This is a genomic window from uncultured Exiguobacterium sp. (genome assembly GCF_964277885.1).
Classification (GTDB): Bacteria; Bacillota; Bacilli; order Exiguobacteriales; family Exiguobacteriaceae; genus Exiguobacterium_A.
Window position 1 is genome coordinate 241,688 of sequence record NZ_CAXYJR010000007.1, and the last position, 22,599, is coordinate 264,286.

Consider the following 22,599-nt stretch of genomic DNA (forward strand, 5'->3'; position numbering starts at 1 on the left):
AGGGAGCGGTACTATATGACGAAACCAAGATTTGAACGGGATGAAATCGTCGATCGCGTCTTTTTTGGGAAAGCGAGCATCTTTTCATTTTTAATCATCGTCGGAGGCATTCTGTATCTGTTATATGATCTGTACCTACAATGACCGGGGCGCATGCGTTCCGGTTTTTTTGAATTCAGGGGAGTGCATGAAAACCAGATATTGGGTAATAACTTGCGTGAGGCTGTTCGATGAAGGTGAGAGGAGATGTCGGATGAAACGAATTCAAATTGCGGATTTTGATCGACGCATGCCATCGATTGAACTGGTCGAAAAGGATGATCACTATGAAGCGATGCTTGTTCCGAGTTATGATCATACGTACCCTTCGACACAAATCCGGACGATCCGCTTAGCGGATATCTCCGTCAATCTGATTGTGACTCCGCAAGAAACACTGCTTGTTTCTGCGCTTTTTCATAAACCGGTTCAAGTGACGGATATTGTGTCCTGGATGCAGCTGTATACGATTAGTTTTGCCCAGTCGGATGAGACTGGTTATTTCGTCGAACAAGCAGATGAAATTTTAGAAGTCGTCTTGTATCAGAAACATCCGATCGTCATCGCGACACGTGGTCAGGATCGATTGTATTACGATACGACGGGGGCAATCGAGGTCCGACGGGCGATGAATGAATCGGTCGGCGAGCGTCCGTTGCTTTATTTGAATGGGGAAGCCTGGTACGGTGTGCCACGTCTGACGTTTAATCGCATGAAGGATGAGTTACATGTCAACGGCACATTTTTATATGCGGACTATATGGATGCCCACCACGGAAAAATCGGTTTCTTTCGCGAGAATGATCCGTCTCAACCGATCGTCTTGCTGGTTGGTCAAGCCATCGTCGAAATCGAACTGACCGAGAATCCGGACGGTTCACGTGTCTTGATCTTGGAACAACCATACGATGAAGTATGAAAGTGCACAAAAACCGTTCAGCAGATGAACGGTTTTTGTGTGAGACCGTGAAATCCCTTACAAAATATGCGAAGATAGTAAAGAGACAGACCAAAGGGGTTGAGGGGGACATGGCGAAAGAAACACCGCGTAATTCTAAATGGATGCGTTCTTATAATCGAGCACTCGTCTTGCGACTGATCCGGATGCATCAACCGATTTCGCGGGTCGAGTTAGCACAACGGACAAACTTGACGAAGCCGACGGTATCAAATATCGTCAGTGAATTGATTGCAGAACAACTCGTGACGGAGCGAGAGCTTGGGGTATCGAACGGGGGACGAAAACCAATCATGCTCGAACTCGTCGCAACAGAACAATATGTCATCGGTATCGACGCGACGAGTCACCAATTTATCGGGGTCGTTGCGGATTTGAGTGGCAATACGATTCATGAGTCCGAAGCCGTGGGACGCTTTGAGACAAATGAAGAACTGATTGATGCCATCGGTCGCTTATGCGAGACGTTGATTGCACAGACACAAGGACGGGGAACGATTCATGGTATCGGAATCTCTGTCCATGGGATGGTGAATCCGGAGACGGGTGTCATTCTTTTTGCTCCACGATTCCATTTGCATGATGTTGAACTGAAGGTACAACTCGAAGCACGCTTTGACTATCCGGTCTTCATCGAAAATGACGTCCGGGCACTCGCTTCGTTTGAGTTATTGTTCGGTGAAGGCGTCGGGGTTGAACAATTCTTCTATCTTTATGCTGGGGAAGGCATCGGGGGGGCTTACGTACTCGATAACCAACTTGTCGATGGTCAACATCATATTACGGGAGAGGTCGGACATATGCGCCTTGATCTCGATGGTCCGATTTGCTCGTGTGGGAACCGAGGATGTCTTGAAGCGTTGGCAGGCGAAAAAGCATTACTCCGGGATTATGCGGTCGTTGATCCACAAGTCATGACGCTTGCTGATTTGCGCAAGCGGTTGAACGAGGGAGACGAGCAGGCGGTTCGTGCGTATGAACGGGCGGGGGAATATATCGGAATTGGTGTCTTGAATACGATTCATCTTTTAAATCCACGCCGGATTTTACTTGGGGGACCAATGTTCGAGCTCGCACCTACGATCGTTGATCAAATCAAGGAACGGGTCGAGCACACGGCGTTGACCGCTGCTTCACGTGAAACCGATGTCAAGATGGTCCCGTGGGGTGACAAACAGGGAGCGCTCAGTGCTGCGGCTCTTGCAACAAACAGTTTATTTCAAACGATTTAATGAACCGATTCCATGTCTTGCGCACCAGCAGGAGATGGAATCGGTTTTGTTATTCAAAAATAATTTAATGAAACCGTTTACAAAACAAAAAGTGATGTGCTATAGTCGATGTAAAGTTAGATAATAAATTTAATTTACTAAGTTCATGGTCAACTATGTGGAGGTGGATGCAGGTTAGCAGGGGCTAATCAAGCTGAAGCAGGAAAGGGAGGCATCGCGCAATGGAACCACACGATCCATGGGTTTCGTACCGTGAAGCTTTCGGGCGTTACGGAGCAATCCGCGGTTTTTATTTTCATCGGTCGACGCAACAGATGACAGAACAGGGTCCTGGCGATGTCCCGACAGACGAGCAGGATATCGTGCTCGTCCGACCACGACGTGACGGTGTATTTCAATTCCGGATGTCATCGGTACAAGGGGTCCTGACGATCCGTTCATCCGAGCTACACATTCGAAAAAATGAGAGCGGATACATTGAATTACGCGCACTCATGCAACACATGCGCTCTGCCGGTTGTTTGACGCTCGGTGGGGAGTTTTATCTCTTCGTCCGACCGGACGTCGATACGCTGGCGTACCGTCTTCGATTGATCGCCCGTGTATTGATTCAGCTACAGGGAATGCCGATTCAGACGAAGGTGATCGAAGAATGGTGCAAACAAGCACAAATCGAAGGGGAACACGCTAGACGATACGCTTGACTACTTACACATAAAAGGGGAGCTCTTACATGAAATTCAAAAAAACGAAACTCGTTGCTGCAGCATCAGTCCTAACATTATCCGCATTCCTTGCCGCTTGTGGTGGCGAAGATGAGCAACAAACAAAAACGAAAGACGGTAAGACAATCGTCACATGGTGGGGCTGGGCACCACAACCAGAAGCGGGGAAAGCAGTCGTTGATGCTTTCAATAAATCACAAGATAAATACGTCGTTCAATTCAAACGCTACAGTGAAGACTATGAAAAACAATTACAAGTCGCGATGTTGTCAGGTAAGGGTCCAGACATCATCGGTCTAAAAGAACCGATGATCCAGCAGTACAAGGATCGTGTCGTACCGGTCGACTCATACATGGATAAAGCAGCCGGCAAAGGCTGGAAAGACAAGTTTGTTGAGCTTGGAATCGAACAGACGACACTTGATGGTAAACAATACGCGGTCCCAATCGGGTTCACAGGTCAAGCGTACTTGATGTACAACAAGACGATGCTCGACAAATACGGCGTGACGCCTCCGAAGAACTACAAAGAAACAGTCAGCGCAGTCAAGAAGATCAAAGACTCAGGAGATAAGGTCATCCCGCTCATGCTCGGAGCAAAAGACGCGTGGATCGACATCGACGTCTACAACGTCCTCAGCCACCAGGTCGCGCCGGGTTACATCCAAAAAGTCCTCTCAGGTCAAGCAAAATGGACAGACGATGAGATGGTCAAAACAGCACAAGTTTGGCAAGATCTCTTCAAAGATAAAGTCTTCCAAGAAGGAGCACTTGGTCTCGCGACATACAATGACGGGATGAACCAATTCTTCGATAAAAAGGCAGCAATGTGGGTCATCGGTTCATGGGAAGCACACTCGATGACGACTGCTGAGAAAAAAGACAAATGGAAAATCGACGATGAGCTCGGATTCGTTCCACTCCCGAACTTAGTAGGTGGTACAGAGCAACCAATCATCGCTTCGATCGATATGGCACTTGGTGTCAACAAAGAGTCGAAACAACAAGAAGGTGCAGCGGAATTCATCGCCTTCATGAGCCAAGGAAAAGGACAAGAAGTCTATATGGGTGAGTTCGAGATGGCACCTGGTATCAAGGATGTCAAAGTCGATTCAGATGCTGCCTTCACATCTGAAGGAGAAAAAGAGTCGTACAAGATGTTGAACGACACATTAGCAAAAGCGGTTGCTAGCCGTGGTATCCGGGATACGAAATTAAACGATATCCTCGGTAAGGAACTTCAAAACATCGCGACAGGACAAGATCCGAAAGAAGCATTACAACGCGTCCAAGACGCAGCGGATCAATCAGCGAAATAAGACTCGACAGTGAAGTGGTACGCTTGCGTGCCACTTCCTGATTTTTGGACTTGAGGAAAGTGGGGAATCGATATGCAGACAGAGCGACAGGAATTGCCGATTAAACCAAAAGCAGAACCGCTCCAGCCGGTAGCGACACGTACACCTGCGCCAAAGAAGAAAAAGAACATGAAGCGGAACATGGTCGGATGGGCATTCGTTGCTCCAATCGTCTTGTTCGTCGTCAGCTTCATCTATTATGGGATTTTCTATAATGCCTATAACTCGTTCTTCTCGTGGGACGGGATTTCGTTTGACAAAGTGTTCGTCGGACTCGACAACTATGCTGAGATGTTCCAAGATCCGGACTTCTATCTCTCGTTGAAGAATACGTTCATCTTCACGATTTTGACCGTTTCGATTCAAGCTGGTATTGGTCTTGTCTTGGCGTACTTCCTGCATACGCCGGGACCATTGCGGACGGCGATGAAGTCGGTCTTCTTCTTCCCTGTCGTCTTGAGCCCTGTCGTACTCGGTGCGGCATTCTCACAAATCTATGATTTTCAGTTTGGTTACATCAATGAGTTCCTCCGTGCAATTGGTCTCGGTAGCCTCGAACAGAACTGGCTCGGTGACCCGGATATCGCGCTTTATTCCGTCATTGCGATCAACATCTTCCAGTGGACAGGTTCTTCAATGGTCATGTACTACATGGCGATGCTGACGATTGAGAAGGAAATCTTCGAAGCAGCAAAAATCGATGGAGCTGGATTCTTCCGGACACTGTGGAGCATCGTCTTCCCGAACTTGAAAGGAACGACGTTCACACTTTCGATCCTCGGTGTCATCGGTGGTCTGAAGACGTTTGACTTAGTCTGGATCACGACAGCAGGCGGACCGGGATCGTCGACGGAGTTCATTTCGACTTATCTATTCCGGAAATCGATGTTGCAACAGGAAGTCGGTTACTCGAGTGCGGTTGCCATCATCCTATTGACGATTGCCTTGCTCATCACGTACTTCCAATTGCGCGTACAAAAGAAAATGGATAACTAAGGAGGAACGACCCATGGATGTAGAATCTAAAAAAAGCCGCTGGATGATCAACCTTGTATTGGTGCTAGCATCAATCGTCTGGTTATTCCCGATTTTCGTCATGTTCAAAGAGAGTCTCCGAATCAATGGATTCGATAACTATATCGCAACACTACAAAACCCGAACTTCCCAACGTTCGTCTTCAACAGTTTCTTCGTTGCCTTCTTCATGATCATCATCTCGATCACGATTCTGGCATTCGCGGCGTTTGCCTTCTCGAAACTTGAGTTTGCTGGAAAACGCCTGTTGTTCAATATGGTCTTAGCGGGTCTGATGTTACCCGTCGCTTCGATGATCGTTCCATTGTTCTTCACGCTCCGTTCGTTTGACGGGCTGAACAATCACTGGGGACTGATCGGAGCGGAAGTTGCGTTCTTCTTACCATTCGGTCTGATGCTGATCAAAGGATACTTTGATGAACTACCAAACGAACTGATGGAAGCGGCGTATATCGATGGGGCGACGATTCTTGAAGTGTTCTTCAAAGTCATGCTACCACTCGCAAAACCAGCGCTTGCCACAGCTTTAATCTATGCGTTCCTCAACTCATGGAACGAATACTTGATGGTTCTTACGTTCATGACGGATCCTGCCTATCAGACAGTCACGATGGCACCAAGTTTCTTCAAGGATGCGCTCGGCGGAGACCCAGGAAAAATCTACGCTTCACTTGTTTTGATCAGTTTACCAACGATGATCTTCTATATCTTCTTCCAACGTTTCTTCCAAAAAGGAATGACGGCGGGTGCAGTAAAATAATTGTTTTTGCGTAAGGGGGAGCACAATGTATTTAGGAGTCGATTATTATCCAGAACAAACACCACGAGCACTATGGGAGGAAGACTTCCGACTGATGAAGGAACTTGGCGTCAACGTCGTTCGTCTCGCGGAATTCGCTTGGTCGATGATGGAGCCGGAAGAAGGCGTCTATGACTTCAGCTTTTGGGATGACGTCATCGAACGGTTGAGTGCGGAAGGATTTGATATCGTACTCGGGACACCAACTGCGACACCACCGGCTTGGTTATGTACGAAGTATCCAGAAATCTTACCGGTCGATGAGAACGGTGTGACGATCAGCTTTGGTGCTCGTCGCCATTACACGGTCCACAGCGAAACGTACCAGCGTCTATCCGTCAAGATCACGGAAGAGATGGCGAAACGATACGGTCAACATCCTCGTGTCATCGGGTGGCAAACGGATAATGAATACGGGCATGAGAAATCGGATCGTTCTTACGGCGATGTCGACCGCGCTGCTTTTCAGCGTTGGTTAGAAAATCGTTACGGAACGCTCGATGCCTTGAACGAAGCGTGGGGAACCGTCTTCTGGAGTCAGACGTACACGGCGTGGGAGCAAATCCCGGTACCGCGTAAAGTCTATCAGGAACACAACCCATCCTTGCTCGTCGACTTCGATCGTTTCTGTGCCGACGGCTATACGTACTACAACAAGTTACAAGTTGATGTCTTACGTCGCTACATTCCAGAGAACGTCTTCATCACGCATAACTTAGTCTACAGTGATATGGCGGTCAATCAGCAACAAATGGCGCAAGACCTTGATTACGTGGCGTTCGATAACTACCCAGTCTGGGGTGGACTACCGGAGCCGAACCGATTCGAGAAGATGGCGAGTGATCATGATCTTTGCCGCTCTTCGAAGCAAGGAAAAGGGTTCTGGGTCATGGAGCAATTGAGTGGCGCACAAGGCTGGAGCAAAATCGGTTACTTGCCACGACCAGGACACATTCGCCTCTGGACGTACCAAGCGGTCGCGCGAGGAGCAGAAGCGATTGTCTACTTCCGCTTCCGGGCTGCTCATTTCGGAACAGAGGAGTTCTGTCACGGTATCATCGATCATGATGGCAAACCGAAACGAAAATTCGAAGAAGTCAAACAGATCATGACGGAACTAAATACGTATGGTGATGAGATCAACGCGAGCCGTTACGACGCGAAAGTCGGTGTCTATTTCGATCAAGAAAACGTCTGGGCGTGGACACACCAGCCACATAGTGATGCGTTTGATTTCCGGACGGAGTTCGTCCGCTTCTATGGTGGAGCGGTTCGTCAACAAGTCGCAACCGACATCGTCTTCCCAGGTGATGATCTCTCTCGTTATAAACTGATCATCGTTCCACTCTATTTCTTGACGAATCCAACGTTCGACGACGCCTTGATTGCGTACATGGAACAAGGCGGTCACGTCATCTTCACTTACCGGACAGGCGTCAAGGATGCACGGAATCATGTCGTACCGACGACGTTACCAGGTAAGTTCGCGCCGTATGCGGGAATCGAGATTGACGAATACGAGTCACTCCAATCCGTTCAGCAACATCAGGTGGCAGGTATCGGCGAGATGGCAGGACAATCTTCAACAGCCCGCCTCTGGTGTGATCTCATCACACCAACGACAGCAGAGACGCTTGCTGTTTATAAAGATACGTTCTACGAGGGTGTAGCGGCTGTGACGCGCAATGCCTATAAAGGAATGATTACCTACATCGGCTCATCGATTGATGATACGATGATCGATACGATTTACCGTCAAGCGTTCACGGAGGCCGGTATCGAGATGATCGAGGCACCGGATCAAGTCGAAATCGTGCGTCGTCACGGCGAAAAACGCGATTTTCTCTTCTTGATGAACCATGACACGAAAGAAACGCGGGACGTTACGTTAGACGGAACATACAAAGCATTGACAAAAGATGAGACATATCGTGGAACGGTCCAGCTCGCACCACTTGAGACACTGATTCTGACGACGTAAGGAGGAAGAGAACCATGGCAATCTTTGAAGTAGCAGGACGTCGTTTCGTCGTCGAAGGGAAACGGGTCGCTCACGTCGTCACGGTCGGTGCGAACGGTAAGCTGATTCACACCTATTTCGGTGCCAAGTTACCATACCGGAATGATTATGAAGCGTTACCGAGTCCGGTCGTCGCGCACAGTTCGTTTGAATCGCCAGACGGCGTCGCGACGTACGATTTCGTACCATTCGGCGAGATGTTGTACACGGAACCGACTTTGAAGTCGGAACGAGAGGACGGACAGCGGATTCACCAGTTCCAGTTTGAGCACTCCGAACAGACGGAAACGAAATTGACGCTCTGGCTGTTTGATCCCTTGCAGGAGATGCGTGTCGGGGTTCAGTACGAAGTGTTCGCCGATTACGACATCATCGGTCGTTCAATCGTCGTCGAAAATACAGGCCGATTACCAGTACGCTTGACAGCAGCCCAGTCCTTTGCGATGGGACGCTGGCATCAACCGCATTTAAAACTGCATCACTTCGCTGGGATGTGGACAGGGGAGTTCAAGAAACAGATTACACCGGTGACACCAGGACGTCAGACAATCGAAAGTCGGCGTGGGGTGACGAGTCATCAAGCGAATCCTTGGTTCGCACTCGAACAGGACGCGACAGAAGATGGCGGTGAAATCGTCTACGGACATTTTGCTTATTCCGGCAACTGGGCGATTCACGTCGAACAAGATGCGTTCGGTTTCGTTCAGCTATCGGGCGGCATGAATCCGTTTGACTTCAGCTGGAAACTATCACATCAACAACAGTTGACGACACCAACGTTCTACATCGGCTATGCGGACGGTTTCGCGGATATGAGCGCCCATGCGCATGCGTTCCAGCGAGACGTCATCATGCCGCGTGCGACCGATCGTCCGGTTCTCTATAACTCATGGGAAGCGACCTATTTCGATGTGACGGAATCCGGTCAACGTGAACTCGTTGATCTGGCAGCAGGAATCGGCTGTGAACTGTTCGTCGTCGATGATGGGTGGTTTGGTGAACGCCATTCCGATCAAGCGGGACTCGGAGACTGGCACGTCAATCGGGAAAAGTTTCCGAATGGTCTTCAGCCTTTGATCTCGTATGTGAAACAACAAGGCTTACAATTCGGTCTTTGGGTCGAACCGGAGATGGTCAATCCGGATTCTGATCTATACCGGTCGCATCCAGACTGGATTTACCATGCGCGCGATGCGGTCCGGACGACGTCTCGGAATCAATACGTCTTAAACCTTGGATTACCAGAAGTCGAGCAATTCATTCTCGAGATGATGGATGACTTGCTCACGCGTCACGCGATCGACTACATCAAATGGGACATGAACCGTGCCTTCTCAGAACCAGGCGTTCCAAAAGATCAGACGGATCGCCAACAGGAATTATGGAAACGTCACGTCGATGCATTGTATCGAATCTTTGATGAATTGCGTCGCTTGCATCCGACGGTCGACTTCGAAGCCTGTGCTGGTGGTGGTGGACGGATCGACCTTGGAATCCTCTCACGGACGGAACAAGTCTGGACGAGTGATAACACCGATCCACTCGATCGCTTACAAATTCAGCATGATTTCTCGTATGCCTACAATGCGAAGATGATGAGTTGCTGGGTGACGGACGGACCGAACTGGTTAAATGGACGCAACGTACCGCTTGCGACACGATTCGTCTCCTCGATGCAAGGCACACTCGGCATCGGTGGTAACTTAAGCGAGTGGTCAACGGATGAACTTGCGGAAGCAAAAGGTTGGATCGAGACATACCAAGCGATTCGTCCGACGATTCAACGCGGTATCCAGTATCGCTTATCTGCTTTTACACAACAGACGCCAAGCGTCATGCAGTATACATCAGAAGAAGAAACAGTCTTACTTGCGATCGCGCCACTTCGACAATACGGAGCACATCAGTATCACTTCAAGCTAAAAGGACTCGACCCAGCAATGCGTTATCAAGTCGAGGACCGGACGTTAAGCGGCGCTTATTTGATGCAACAAGGCTTGACATTCTCATACACGACGGACTATGAAGCCCGCTGCTTGCGGATTCAGCCAGTCCACCGTGCGCTTTCACTACTCGAATCAAAGGAGACGATCGTATGACAGACCAGACGTTAGAAGAACAATTTGAACAGCGGTTTGGCTCACCGTCGACGCATCGCTTCTTTGCACCAGGACGGATCAACTTAATCGGTGAACATACGGATTACAATGGCGGTCACGTCTTTCCATGTGCGTTAACGTTCGGTACGCATGCGATCGCGCGAAAACGAGACGATCAACGCTTCCGCTTCTATTCATTGAATTTTGAGCAAGACGGCATCATCGAAGTCGCACTCGACCAACTCGCGTACGACGCGACGCACGGTTGGGCGAACTACGCGAAGGGGATGATTACAGTCTTACAGGAAGCAGGGTACCGCATCGACTCAGGATGTGACATCCTGATTCAAGGTGACATCCCGAATGGAGCTGGTCTTTCATCATCGGCTTCGCTTGAACTCGTCATCGGTGTCTTGCTCGATCGATTATATGGATTAGAGATTCCACGTCTTGATCTCGTCCGGTTCGGTCAACAAGTCGAAAACCGTTATATTGGCGTCAACAGTGGCATCATGGATCAATTTGCGATCGGTATGGGAAAAGCAGGAGCGGGATTGTTGCTCGATTGTGAGACGCTCGATTATACGTATGCCCCACTCGATTTGACAGGATATACGATCATCATCATGAATACGAACAAACGCCGTGAACTAGCGGATTCGAAATACAATGAACGCCGAGCAGAGTGTGAAGCAGCACTCGCTTATCTCAATCAATTCACGCCACGGGAAGCACTCGGACAATGGACGACGTCAGAATTCGCAAAAGTCGCATGGGAAGACGAAATCTTGATGCGTCGCGCTCGCCATGCGATTTCAGAAAATGAACGAACGCTTCAGGCGCTAGCGGCACTCGAAGCGGGAGAACTGACGACGTTCGGTCAGTTGATGAATGCGTCACACGTCTCGTTACGGGAAGATTATGAAGTGACAGGGATTGAACTTGATACACTCGTCGAAGCCGCTTGGGAACAACCGGGCGTGCTCGGCGCACGGATGACAGGTGCTGGTTTTGGTGGCTGCGCGATTGCGATCGTTGAAGACGAGGCAGTCGACGCCTTCAAACAAGCTGTCGGCGAACATTATGAAGCACGGATCGGATACCCGGCGACGTTCTATACGGCGACGGTCGGTGACGGAGCACGTGAAATCGAACGGGAGGTCATCTAAATGGCAACGTTAGTCGTAGGTGGAGCTGGTTATATCGGCTCCCATGCCGTCTATCAATTGATTGATGCCGGAAAGGATGTCGTCGTCATCGACCATCTGCAATCCGGTCATCGTGAAGCGGTTCACCCGCAAGCACGTTTATATGAAGGAGATATACGCGATCGTGCTTTTCTCGATCGCGTCTTTACGGAAGAGACGATTGAACAAGTCGTTCATTTCGCTGCTTTTTCACTTGTCGGCGAGTCGATGACGGAACCATTACGCTACTTTGATAACAACGTTTATGGGACACAAGTGTTGCTCGAAGCGATGATTGCTCACGACATCAAACAAATCGTCTTCTCTTCGACGGCAGCGACATACGGTGAACAGGAACAGATGCCGATTCTCGAAACAGCGGAAACGAGTCCGACGAATGCATATGGCGAGACGAAGTTGATGATGGAGAAGATGATGCGCTGGTCTGAACAAGCGTATGGCTTACGTTACGTCGCGTTACGTTACTTCAATGTCGCCGGTGCACGGGCGACAGGTGAGATCGGGGAAGACCATACACCAGAAACACATTTGATTCCGCTCGTCCTTGAAGTCGCCAACCGACAACGGGCAGAAATTTCGATCTATGGCGATGATTATCCAACGCCGGATGGCACGTGCATTCGTGATTACATCCATGTTGAAGACTTGATCGATGCCCATGTACGAGCACTCGATTATTTAGCGGATGGCAACGACAGCACAGTCTTTAACCTCGGTTCAAGCCAAGGGTTTTCCGTGCGGGAAATCATCGAGGCAGCCCGTCGCGTGACAGGACATCCGATTCCAGAACGAATCATTGAACGTCGTGCAGGTGATCCGAGTATCTTGATCGCCGGATCCACCAAAGCAAAAGACGTCCTTGGATGGACGCCACAACGCACCGACATCGAAACAATCATTCGTGATGCTTGGAACTGGCATGCACATCATCCAGAAGGGTACCGGACGAGCGTTCGTTAAAGAGAGATAGAATGAGGAGAGTGACGGCGATGAATGAACTCATCCAACAGTTAGTAGCGCAAGCAATCCAGGAGCGCTTGATTGAACCGGAAGATGCGATCTACGCTCGAAACCGGATTCTAGCACGAGTCGGTCAAGCTGACTTTGAAGAAATGACCGACGCATCATCTCGCCCGATTCCAGATATCTTGGATGAGATGATTGAAGTGTTGATTGCAAGTGGGCAGTTGCCAGCGCGTCTTGAAGACAAAGAACAGTTCGCAGCAGATGTGATGGATATCTTCGTCGCCCGTCCGTCTGACGTGACAGCGGTATTCCGTCGTCTATACGATGAATCACCTATTGCTGCGACAGATTATTTTTACCAACTGAGTCAAGCAAGTAACTACATTCAAACGAAACGGATTGCTAAGAATAAACGCTATCAAGCGGATACGGCTTACGGAACGATCGATGTCACGATCAACTTATCGAAGCCGGAAAAAGATCCACGTGAAATCGCGGCAGCTCGGACGGAAGCACCGACGACGTCGAACTATCCGACCTGCCTGTTATGCGTTGAAAACGTCGGCTACGCGGGTCGTGCGAATCATCCAGCCCGTGCGAATCACCGAATCGTTCCACTGACACTGATGGAAGAACCGTGGGCACTACAATACTCACCGTATGTCTACTACAACGAACATAGCATCATCTTGTCACAGGAACATCGTGACATGGTCATCAATCGGGATGCCTTTGCACGCCTGCTCGCTTTCGTCGAGCAGTTCCCGCATTACTTTGCTGGTTCGAATGCGGACCTGCCGATCGTCGGCGGATCAATCCTGACGCATGATCATTATCAGGGCGGTCGTTATACGTTTGCGATGGACCGGGCAAACGCTTTAACATCCTTTACGTTCCCGGATCAGCCGATAGTCACTGGTGAAACCTTACACTGGCCACTGAGTGTGTTGCGTCTGAAGAGTGAAGATGCGTCGGCACTACTCGATGCTGCGGCGACCGTCTATGAGACGTGGTTGACGTATACGGATGAGAGTCAAGAGATCCAGTCACACACAGGTGAGACGCGACACAATACGGTGACGCCGATTGCTCGTCAGCGTGATGGACAATTCGAGCTCGATCTCGTCTTACGGAACAACCGGACGTCAGCAGAACATCCGGACGGTATTTTCCATACGCATGCTGATATTCACCATATCAAACGGGAAAATATCGGTTTGATCGAAGTGATGGGACTGGCGGTCTTACCGGCACGCCTGCTTCAAGAGTTGCAACAGGTTGAACGATTCATCGTAGGTGAAATCGACGAAGTGGCAGTTGCTCATGCTGACTGGGCAGAGGAACTAAAACAAGCGTATGACGGTCAAGATGTCACGATGTACGTCGAACAAGCAGTCGCTGCGAAATTCGTACGTGGTCTCGAGGACTGTGGCGTCTTTAAACAGACGGAAGAAGGTCAGGCGGCGTTCGGGCGATTTGTTCAACTCGTGACGCGCCAACCGGTGGAGGAACAACGATGACACGACTACTTGAGAAAGAGTTGATCCGACATACGTTACGTCAAGAAGACATCGAAGTGACACTCTGGAACTACGGCGGCATCATCCAAGATATCCGGACGACCGATCGGGAAGGTCATTTGGAAAGCGTCGTCTTAGGTCTCGAGACGGTAGAAGAGTATCAACAGCACTCGCCTTACTTCGGGGCAATCGTCGGACGCGTCGCTGGTCGAATCGGACAGGCACGCTTCGAAGTAGCGGAAGAGGTCTATCCGCTCGTCGCAAACGACGGTGCGAATCATCTGCATGGTGGGATTCACGGATTCGATCAAGCATGGTTCGATGTTATCGAAGCGACGGATACGTTGTTTCATTTGCGTTTGAACAGTCCGGATGGAGAAGAAGGGTATCCGGGAACGGTCACACTCGACGTGCATTATCGATTAGAGGGAACAACATTGACGCTTGAGATGACGGCCGTGACGGATCAGACGACACCACTCAATCTGACGAATCATACGTACTTCAACTTATCGGGAAATGCGAAGCGGGATGTGTTAGATCATGTCTTGACGTTACCAAGCGACTGCTACTTACCGGTCCAGCCAGACGGCTTACCGACAGGGGAACAGCGGGATGTCTCCGGAACCCCGTTTGATTTCCGGAACGGTCAGTCGATTCGTGACGGGATTACGCCGGAGCATCCCGAGACGATTGCTGTTGGAAACGGCTATGATCATCCCTTCGTATTGCGGGATGACACACTTCGACTTGAAGATCCGGTGTCCGGTCGTTTCGTCGACGTGACAACGAATCAGCCGGCGATCGTGCTCTATACGGGAACGCAACTACTGACCGATTATACGGTTCACGGTGTTCCTGCTCGACCATCACTTGGTTTATGCCTTGAAGCACAAGTGCATCCGAATGCAGTCCATGAATCTGATTTTCCATCAATCTTGTTGTCACCCGGTGAGACCTATCACTGGAAAACAGCTTATCGCTTTGGTGTAGTGTCTTGATTGATTCGAAGAAGAAGCCCCACTTTCCGTGTCCGGTTAGACAGGAAAGTGGGGCTTTTTGTGTATAGAAGGAAATCGGGAAGAAAAGTGCGAAAGGTAATACTAAAGCATAATGAAAGGAGGACTTTTCATGCAGTATGCCGCTACTCCTTGTCTCGTTTTTTCGGGACAAGCCAAGCAGGCGATCGTGTACTACGAAAACGTATTTACGATGACACGTCGTCGTCTCTTACTTGATGAAGCAGAAGATACCGTCTATCACGCACATTTATCCAATGGGGCGTTTGAATTGATGCTGTGGGACGAGAGTGACGCACCGAATACCTCTTCTTCGCTCCATCTGTTGTTGACTTTTACGTCGCTTGAAGAGCTCGAGCAAGTGTATCTGCGATTAACGACAGACGGTCAAATCGTCACACCTCTTGCGATAGCAGACTTTGGAGGTTGGTATGCGCAAGTCTGCGATCCGTTCGGGATTCTGTTCGCTCTATCTTTCAGCGAAGAGGGACGAGAATCAGAGGCGTTGCTCGAGCGCGAGTAGTGTCCGCTTCATATTCAGACCGCCATGATAGCCGAGCAGATCGCCTTTTTTGCCAATGATTCGGTGACACGGGATCGCGAGCAGTAATCGATTTTTCCCGATTGCCGTGCCAATCGCGCGAGTCGCGTTCGGTCGAAAGAGACGTTCCGCGATATCGGAGTAGGTGGCGGTTTGACCGTACGGTACCGCGCGTAAAGCATTCCAGACTTCAAGTTGAAACGGGGTCCCGACTGGTGCGATTGGAAAGGATAGTGTCGTCGACTGTTGATTCAGATAAGCCAGTAGCTGCTCCGTATACGGGGCAAGAGTGGTGTCAGAAGCAATCCGATCGGCTCGGGGGAAGTGTTTCCGCGACCAGTCGTCGAATACATCCTCCGGTTCATCCCAAGCGCCGACATAACAGAGACCATCTGCTGTAGCGGCGACCGGAAACGTATGCGTATTCCAGTGCAAACGAGTGAAGTACAGTTCCATGACATGTTTTCCTTTCTACACGAAATGAAGTGATGAATTAGAAAGAGGTGCTTCTGACGCAGAGGCACCTCTTTTGGATTACGCGCGCGAACCGACCTGTTGACGTGGTGGAAGGTGGATCGATTGACCAAATAAGGCTTCCATCGATTCCGTCAAGGCTTCGCTTCGACTCGGATGTGCCATGACAGGGAAAAGAAGATCCTCCCGTTTTGCTGTCAGTTCCAGTGCTTGGGTGAATTGTCCGACGAGACGATGAGCATCGTCCCCAATCATGTGAATACCAAGGATCAGTGATGTTTGCTCGTCAGCGATGACTTTGACGAATCCACTACCACCTTCGATCGTCGTCGCTCCGTTTGCATTCAGCGGGAACTGTCCGCTCTGAACAGCATGTCCGGCTTCGACCGCTTCTTGTTCCGTCATCCCGACCGAAGCAATCGGTGGGAAAGTCCGTAGAACCGTCGGATAATACGGTGTCGTCGGATCGACGTCTTGACCAGACAAGTGAGCTGCCGTTCGCTTCGCTTCATGAATCGCACGGATGGCGAGCTGTGGACCCGGTGTCACATCACCGATTGCGTAAATATGCGGTTGATTCGTTCGTCCCGTTGCGTCGACTGGAATCGTTCCGTCTTCTGCAAGCGTCACACCGATCCGTTCGAGACCGAGTGTCAAACTGTTCGGGATCCGGGAAAGGGACTGGAACAGATAGGCCCCCTGATAGGCGACTTCTTCTCCGTTTTTCATGACGGTGACGGTTGCGTCCGATGAAGCCTCGATACGTGTCACGACATCCGACACGAGACGGATTTTTTGTTTTTTGAATGTCCGCTTCAGTTCCTTTTCAAGGCTTGGTTCGAGTGATAATTGATCCGCGAACAACGTCACCTCTGTCCCAAGTGCGTGGAAACAGGCGGCCGCTTCGAGTGCTAACGTGTCAGATCCAATGATCAATAGGCTATCTGGCAGTTGCTCGAGTTGATAAAGCTGTTCGGCGTTCAAACGACACGATTCCTCGTGCTGGATGCTGTGACTACCGGTCGCAATGATAACGTCCTGGAATCGGTACGTATCGAACTGATGTCCCGACTCGACGCCGATCCGGTCCTCTGACAGGAAGGAGGCTGCACCAGAGATATGTTCAATCTGGTTCGCCTGACAGAGGGCGACCACTCCTTGACGTAATTGCTGCACGACACGATTCCGGTAAGCATTCAGTTTGCTGAAGTCATGGACAGCAGGGGCGGTGAATCCAAGGTCTTCAAGATGCGGCAAGCGTAACATCTCTTCTGCTGCATGCGCATAGACCTTGGACGGGATACAGCCTTTGTTCAAACAAAGTCCACCGAGTTCAGTTTGTTCAATCAATGTAACGTTTCGACCGCCTTGTGCGGCGCGAATCGCTGCCGTGTAACCGGCGGGACCTCCACCGATGATCAGGAGATCCCGTTCTTGTGTAAGTTCGCCAACAACCATGTTAGATCAACTCCAAAAGTAGGGTGGTCGGATGTTCAATCAGTGACACGAATCGGTTCGTAAAGGCAACAGCCGTTGCCCCGTCTGCGACACGATGATCGAACGACATCGACAAATTCATCATCGAGCGAACGACGATTTGATCATTCTCATCGACACAGGCTCGTTTTTTCGTCTTATGGAAGGCAATCAGTGCTGTCTCCGGATAGTTGATGATCGGTGTTGCTCCCGTACTACCAAGTGGACCGACATTACTCATCGTAAAAGTGCTTGGTTTTAAGTCTGCTGCGCGCAAGGTACCGTTTTGAGCACGTTGTTGTAGCGCAACCAATTGTTCATGCAGTTCCGTCAGTGAAAGCTGATCGGCATGACGGATGACCGGAACCATCAACCCGTCCGGTGTTTCCGTTGCCATGCCAAAATGGAAATCCTGCTCTAATCGAATACATGCATTTGTTTCATCGAGCTTGGCATGAAAGACAGGATACTCTTTTAAGGCAACAATCAAGGCTTTGATGAAGAAGGTGTTGACGTTGATGTTTCGTCCAGCCGCTTTCCATTCGGCACGTAGTGCAAGCAAACGCGTCATATCGACTTCCTCGAAGTGAGTGACATGGGGAATCGTGTAAAGTGACTGGGTCATCTTTTTCGCGATTTGCTTGCGAATGCCGCGAAACGGAATCGTTTCCGGTAAGGTTTGTTGGTACGTGACCTCTTCAATGATCGGCGTAGCTGTCTCTTGTGGAGCAGTAGTAGCCTGGACGAAGCGAAGCACATCGTCCTCCGAGACGCGACCCGATGGATCGGAAGCCGTGACAGCTTCGATATCAATCCCGTGATCACGAGCGATTTTTCGCGTATAGGGTGTCGCAAGGACCCGTTTTGCTGGAGAAACTTGAACAGGTGGGGCGGTGACAGCAACCGATGCTGGTTCAGGAGCGGACGACGCTTCAGGTGTTACCGCGACCGGCATGTCGGAAGCGTTATTTGCTTCGATGTGCAATAACGTCGTACCGACTTGCACCGTCTGACCGACCGGGATGATGATTTCCTTGACGATCCCGGAAACAGGAGCCGGTAGTTCGGCGACCATCTTATCGGTCGCGACCTCGACGACCGGTTGATCCGTCGTGACATGGTCTCCGACTTGAACGAGGTAATGGGCGATTTCACCTTCTGTCATTCCTTCACCGACATCATGTAATTTAACTTCGATCATGGCATTCAGCTCCTTAAAACTCGACCGTACGCTGAATCGTCGCAAGGACACGTTCTGGCGTCGGAATGTAATGGTCTTCGAGGGCGAACAGCGGAACCGGAACATCAAAACCGGTCACGCGGGCAATCGGTGCCCGTAAATAAAGAAACGCCGTATCGTTGATCAATGTCACGAGATCATTACCGAGACCACCCATTGCTGCGGCTTCATGAACGATGACGGCACGACCCGTCTTTTGAACGGAAGCAGCAATCGTTTCCCGGTCAAGCGGATAAAGCGTCCGTAAGTCGAGGACTTCGCAAGAAATCCCGCGTTCCTGAGCAGCCGTTGCTGCCTTTTGGGCTACTTGAACCATTGCTCCCCAGGCGATCAACGTCACGTCCGTCCCTTCGCTGACGCAGCGCGCTTTTCCGATTTCAACGGTATACGATTCGCTCGGTACGACTTCCTTAAATGAGCGGTAACTGCGCATCGACTCAAGGAACAACACGGGATCCGGATCTTCAATCGCAGCAATCAATAACCCTTTTGCATCGTATGGCGTCGCCGGACAGACGACCTTGAGACCAGGCATCGATGTAAAGAGTGCTTCCGTGCTGTCGGAATGGATTTCCGGTGCCCGGATGCCGGCACCATAAGGCGCACGAATGACCATCGGCACACTGTACCGTCCCATCGTCCGCATCCGGATCCGGGAGACGTGTGTCATGATTTGTTCATAGGCAGGGTAGATGAAGCCAAGAAATTGAATCTCGACGATCGGTTTAAAGCCATTGATGGCAAGACCGATCGACGTACCGACGATGCCGGCTTCACTGAGCGGTGTATCGACGATCCGGTCTTCCCCGAACTCTTCCTGTAAGCCGTCCGTCGCTCGGAAGACACCACCGTTTTTTCCGACGTCCTCTCCAAGGACGAGTGTCGTCTCATCCTCCGACAATTTTGTCCGCAGGGCATCCGTGACAGCTTGAACGAGTGTCATCTCTGTTTGACGATTGATTGGTGTTGCCATCTCATTTCCCCCTTGCTAGCAGATACGCTTCTTTTTGTTGCTGGACATCAACCGGTAAGGTCGCGTACGTATGGTCGAACAAGTCATTGACGTCTGGTGCCTTGAATTGCTCCATCGCAGTTACTGCCGCTTCGACTTCTGCTTGATGCCGTTCCTGTAGCTGTTGCATCCAGGTTTCGTCAAAGTAGCCTTGGTGTTTTAAGAACTGTTCAAGTCGATCGAGCGGATCGACCCGGTCACGCGAGCGGGCTTGATCACGGTATTTCGTTGGATCGTCTGCTGTCGTATGCGCACCAAATCGCCACGTGACGGCTTCAATCAATGTTGGTCCACCACCAGATCGGGCACGCGCAACGGCTGCTTGCATCGTGAAATAGACGGCAAATGCATCGTTCCCATCGATTCGGACGCTCGGCATCCCGTAGGCGATTGCTTTTTGTGCGATCGTTTCAGAATGCATCTGTTTTTCGATCGGGACAGAAATTGCGAATTGATTGTTTTGGTTGAACAGAATGACTGGTGCTTGGAAGACACTCGCGAAGTTCATTCCTTCATGGAAGTCGCCTTCAGACGTCGCCCCGTCACCAAAGTAGGCGACCGCAACGTTCGTCGTACCTTTTCGTTTTTCTGCCCATGCGGCACCGACGGCATGTGGAATTTGCGTCGCAATCGGTACGGCAGGAGGGAAGATGTGTTTTTCAGACGGCACGCAACCTTCGACGCGCCCGTTCCAGTAGAGAAGGGTCCGCACCATGTCGGCACCGAACGTCAACGTTGCACCGTGATCCCGGTACGTCGGGAATAACCAGTCCTGATCGGACAACGCCAGTGCACTACCGACTTGCGCTGCCTCTTGTCCTTCGAACGGTGCATAAGTGCCGAGGCGCCCTTGGCGTTGTAAGTTGATCGCCTTCCGGTCGAACGTCCGGATCCGATGCATCTGTTCATACAGGGTGAGGGCAAGCTCTTTCGTCAGATCGTGTTCTTTTGAGGCATCGATGATACGACCTTCTTCATCGATGATGCGTTGAATCGGAAAATGTTGCTCCATGTCAGTCCCTCCTTCAGTGGTTACGGATATCCCATTTTGGTTTTGTCGTATTCGTAAAGATGTTGTTGTGTTTTGCCCGGATTTGCATCCGTTTTTCACACATCCGGTTCGCCGCTTCGACCGTCGTGATGTTTTCTGCTTGCGACTCCTTGAAGACTTCGAGCACGGCGTCATAGATGTGACGCGTCTTCAGGAGAACCCGTTCATGATTTGCTCCGTACAGTTCGTCAGCGACTTGAATCAACCCACCACCGTTGACGATATAGTCTGGTGCATACAAGATGCCGCGATCCATCAAGACGTGAGCGAGCTGTTCATCTGCAAGCTGATTGTTCGCCGAACCGCAGATGGCTTTGCACGGTAAGAGGGCGATATTTTGAGCGTGAATGACACCGCCGTATGCACATGGAACGAAAATATCAGCGTCTGTTAAATGGATTTCGTGAGGTGAGACGACGCGAACCGTGCCAGGTGCCATTTCGGCTTGTGTCACGATTGCTGCGAGCGCGGCTTCATTGACGTCTGAAACATAGATCGTCGCACCGGCGAGTAACAGTTGTTCGGCGACCTTGAATCCGACCTTTCCAAGTCCTTGAATCGCATAAGTCGCGCGACTTAAGTCGTCCGAACCGAATAACGTCTCGATTGTCGCCCGCAGTCCATAGACGACACCTTCAGCCGTCGGGATCGATGAATCACCACTCCCACCAAAGGCTTCCGGAATGCCGACGATGCGTGATGTCTCCCGACTAGCGTGAACGAAATCATCCATCGTCGTGCCCATGTCGGTTCCTGTGTAGAAGCGACCACCGAGCGAATCGACGAAGCGACCGAAGGCACGGAAAAGCTCTGGTGATTTATCCGTTGCCGGATTACCGATGATGACGGCTTTACCGCCACCGAAATCAACATCAGCTGCAGCGCATTTATACGTCATGCCGCGCGACAGGCGGAGGACATCGTCAAGTGCTTCATCGACAGAAGCGTAAGGCGCCATGCGGCAACCACCGAGAGCGGGACCGAGCGTCGTATCGTGGATGGCGATGATCGCTTGTAACCCTGATACAGGGTCGTTGCAAAAGACGACTTGTTCGTGACCCGCGATTTTTTCCATGATCGAGAGCGTTGGATTCGTAGATGGGTTTAACGTGTTCATAGTAGAGTCCTCCTCTATCAAATATAAGTAAGCGCTTTCATTTTGCTGGAGCATTCACTTGCAATTTTTCTTGAATCCGGCTTTTTTCTAAAATGAATTGTGTCACTTCTCCTGTTCCAATGATCGATTGTCCGTCTCGGACTTCGATGTCAGCGTCAACGCGACGTGCTGTGACGCGTGTTACTGTAGCGGTCACGATCAATCGTGCACCTTCAGCTGCCATGCCAAGATGCTTCAACGAAACCGCACCCCCGACACCTTCTTCGTCTGCCTCTAAGTAAGGCAGGATGAGTTGACGTGCTGCCCATTCCATATGGTAGACCATCGAAACAGTCGAGTATGCGGGATGAACCAATTGACCTTCAAACCGTGCAAACATATCTTGCGAGACGACCGCTTGAATCTCTGCTGTATCCCCGACAGCTAAACCTGGCTTCATCGTGATCCCCCTTCACTACAACGAATCCTCATTCAATCAAGTGGTCTTACCAAAAATAGTATAACACTTGTCACACGATATTTTATCAACCCGTTACAAAATGAGCAAATCATTTCAGAAATATTTTCCAAAAAAGACTCTCGATCATGAAAAATAGCTTTATAAGCTGATTGATTTACTGGTAAGGTGCGTTGAAGTGATAAAGTAAGAATCGTTTGGGAGCATTTAACAAAACAAGATTGACAACATTGTGAACGTATCGTACGTTAAA

At 50.3% G+C, this 22,599-nt stretch carries 21 protein-coding genes; 14 read left to right on the forward strand and 7 right to left on the reverse strand.

Features of this window, described 5'->3' with window-relative positions; translation table 11 throughout:
- Window positions 1-15 precede the first annotated feature (15 nt).
- The 14 genes from ACHWTJ_RS15215 (at window position 16) to ACHWTJ_RS15280 (ending at window position 15,501) form a co-directional block, all read left to right on the forward strand.
- The gene (locus ACHWTJ_RS15215) at window positions 16-144 is read left to right on the forward strand and encodes a hypothetical protein (RefSeq protein WP_294739232.1); all 129 of its coding nucleotides are present in this window, start codon (window positions 16-18) and stop codon (window positions 142-144) included.
- Window positions 145-253: 109 nt separating this feature from the next.
- A complete protein-coding gene (locus tag ACHWTJ_RS15220; RefSeq protein WP_294750736.1) occupies window positions 254-958 on the forward strand; it encodes a hypothetical protein in 705 nt (234 codons plus the stop codon).
- Window positions 959-1,068: 110 nt separating this feature from the next.
- Window positions 1,069-2,229 (forward strand): ROK family transcriptional regulator, encoded by a 1,161-nt coding sequence (locus ACHWTJ_RS15225; protein WP_294739230.1) that lies wholly within the window; start codon window positions 1,069-1,071, stop codon window positions 2,227-2,229.
- A gap of 221 nt (window positions 2,230-2,450) precedes the next feature.
- Window positions 2,451-2,933: a hypothetical protein gene (locus ACHWTJ_RS15230; protein ID WP_087681912.1), complete on the forward strand. Its 483-nt coding sequence runs from the start codon at window positions 2,451-2,453 to the stop codon at window positions 2,931-2,933.
- 29 nt (window positions 2,934-2,962) lie between these two features.
- Entirely contained in the window at window positions 2,963-4,273 is a 1,311-nt protein-coding gene (locus ACHWTJ_RS15235; RefSeq protein ID WP_294739227.1) for an ABC transporter substrate-binding protein, read from the forward strand.
- Window positions 4,274-4,345: 72 nt separating this feature from the next.
- Window positions 4,346-5,308 (forward strand): carbohydrate ABC transporter permease, encoded by a 963-nt coding sequence (locus ACHWTJ_RS15240; RefSeq protein ID WP_294739225.1) that lies wholly within the window; start codon window positions 4,346-4,348, stop codon window positions 5,306-5,308.
- A gap of 13 nt (window positions 5,309-5,321) precedes the next feature.
- Complete coding sequence (locus ACHWTJ_RS15245; RefSeq protein ID WP_023466970.1) at window positions 5,322-6,107, forward strand: carbohydrate ABC transporter permease; 786 nt, start codon at window positions 5,322-5,324, stop codon at window positions 6,105-6,107.
- A 25-nt stretch (window positions 6,108-6,132) separates the two neighbouring features.
- Window positions 6,133-8,127 (forward strand): beta-galactosidase, encoded by a 1,995-nt coding sequence (locus ACHWTJ_RS15250; protein ID WP_294750744.1) that lies wholly within the window; start codon window positions 6,133-6,135, stop codon window positions 8,125-8,127.
- A 14-nt stretch (window positions 8,128-8,141) separates the two neighbouring features.
- Window positions 8,142-10,265, forward strand: coding sequence for an alpha-galactosidase (locus ACHWTJ_RS15255; protein ID WP_294750746.1), 2,124 nt, complete (start codon window positions 8,142-8,144; stop codon window positions 10,263-10,265).
- A complete protein-coding gene (locus ACHWTJ_RS15260; protein ID WP_294739219.1) occupies window positions 10,262-11,434 on the forward strand; it encodes a galactokinase in 1,173 nt (390 codons plus the stop codon). The genes ACHWTJ_RS15255 and ACHWTJ_RS15260 overlap by 4 nt, the downstream gene beginning before the upstream one ends.
- A complete protein-coding gene (galE, locus tag ACHWTJ_RS15265) occupies window positions 11,435-12,433 on the forward strand; it encodes a UDP-glucose 4-epimerase GalE (RefSeq protein WP_294748670.1) in 999 nt (332 codons plus the stop codon).
- Between the two features lie 29 nt (window positions 12,434-12,462).
- On the forward strand, window positions 12,463-13,959 hold the full coding sequence (locus tag ACHWTJ_RS15270; protein WP_394679974.1) for a UDP-glucose--hexose-1-phosphate uridylyltransferase: 1,497 nt from the start codon (window positions 12,463-12,465) through the stop codon (window positions 13,957-13,959).
- Window positions 13,956-14,960, forward strand: coding sequence for an aldose epimerase family protein (locus ACHWTJ_RS15275; RefSeq protein WP_394679975.1), 1,005 nt, complete (start codon window positions 13,956-13,958; stop codon window positions 14,958-14,960). The genes ACHWTJ_RS15270 and ACHWTJ_RS15275 overlap by 4 nt, the downstream gene beginning before the upstream one ends.
- Before the next feature lie 130 nt (window positions 14,961-15,090).
- Window positions 15,091-15,501: a VOC family protein gene (locus tag ACHWTJ_RS15280; protein WP_294750754.1), complete on the forward strand. Its 411-nt coding sequence runs from the start codon at window positions 15,091-15,093 to the stop codon at window positions 15,499-15,501.
- Here ACHWTJ_RS15280 and ACHWTJ_RS15285 read toward each other — a convergent pair.
- The 7 genes from ACHWTJ_RS15285 to ACHWTJ_RS15315 all read right to left on the reverse strand — a co-directional run bounded on the left by ACHWTJ_RS15285 (window position 15,475) and on the right by ACHWTJ_RS15315 (window position 22,328).
- The gene (locus ACHWTJ_RS15285; RefSeq protein WP_394679976.1) at window positions 15,475-15,975 is read right to left on the reverse strand and encodes a methylated-DNA--[protein]-cysteine S-methyltransferase; all 501 of its coding nucleotides are present in this window, start codon (window positions 15,973-15,975) and stop codon (window positions 15,475-15,477) included. The two genes, ACHWTJ_RS15280 and ACHWTJ_RS15285, sit on opposite strands and share 27 nt — an antisense overlap.
- Before the next feature lie 78 nt (window positions 15,976-16,053).
- Complete coding sequence (locus ACHWTJ_RS15290) at window positions 16,054-17,451, reverse strand: dihydrolipoyl dehydrogenase family protein (RefSeq protein ID WP_394679977.1); 1,398 nt, start codon at window positions 17,449-17,451, stop codon at window positions 16,054-16,056.
- Window position 17,452: 1 nt separating this feature from the next.
- Entirely contained in the window at window positions 17,453-18,670 is a 1,218-nt protein-coding gene (locus tag ACHWTJ_RS15295) for a dihydrolipoamide acetyltransferase family protein (RefSeq protein WP_394679978.1), read from the reverse strand.
- A 13-nt stretch (window positions 18,671-18,683) separates the two neighbouring features.
- Window positions 18,684-19,682 (reverse strand): alpha-ketoacid dehydrogenase subunit beta, encoded by a 999-nt coding sequence (locus tag ACHWTJ_RS15300; RefSeq protein ID WP_058265564.1) that lies wholly within the window; start codon window positions 19,680-19,682, stop codon window positions 18,684-18,686.
- A gap of 1 nt (window position 19,683) precedes the next feature.
- The gene (pdhA, locus tag ACHWTJ_RS15305; RefSeq protein WP_047391568.1) at window positions 19,684-20,733 is read right to left on the reverse strand and encodes a pyruvate dehydrogenase (acetyl-transferring) E1 component subunit alpha; all 1,050 of its coding nucleotides are present in this window, start codon (window positions 20,731-20,733) and stop codon (window positions 19,684-19,686) included.
- 13 nt (window positions 20,734-20,746) lie between these two features.
- The gene (locus tag ACHWTJ_RS15310) at window positions 20,747-21,889 is read right to left on the reverse strand and encodes a Glu/Leu/Phe/Val dehydrogenase (RefSeq protein WP_294739197.1); all 1,143 of its coding nucleotides are present in this window, start codon (window positions 21,887-21,889) and stop codon (window positions 20,747-20,749) included.
- A 37-nt stretch (window positions 21,890-21,926) separates the two neighbouring features.
- Window positions 21,927-22,328, reverse strand: a complete 402-nt coding sequence (locus ACHWTJ_RS15315) for a thioesterase family protein (RefSeq protein ID WP_294739195.1) — start codon at window positions 22,326-22,328, stop codon at window positions 21,927-21,929.
- Between the last annotated feature and the right edge of the window lie 271 nt (window positions 22,329-22,599).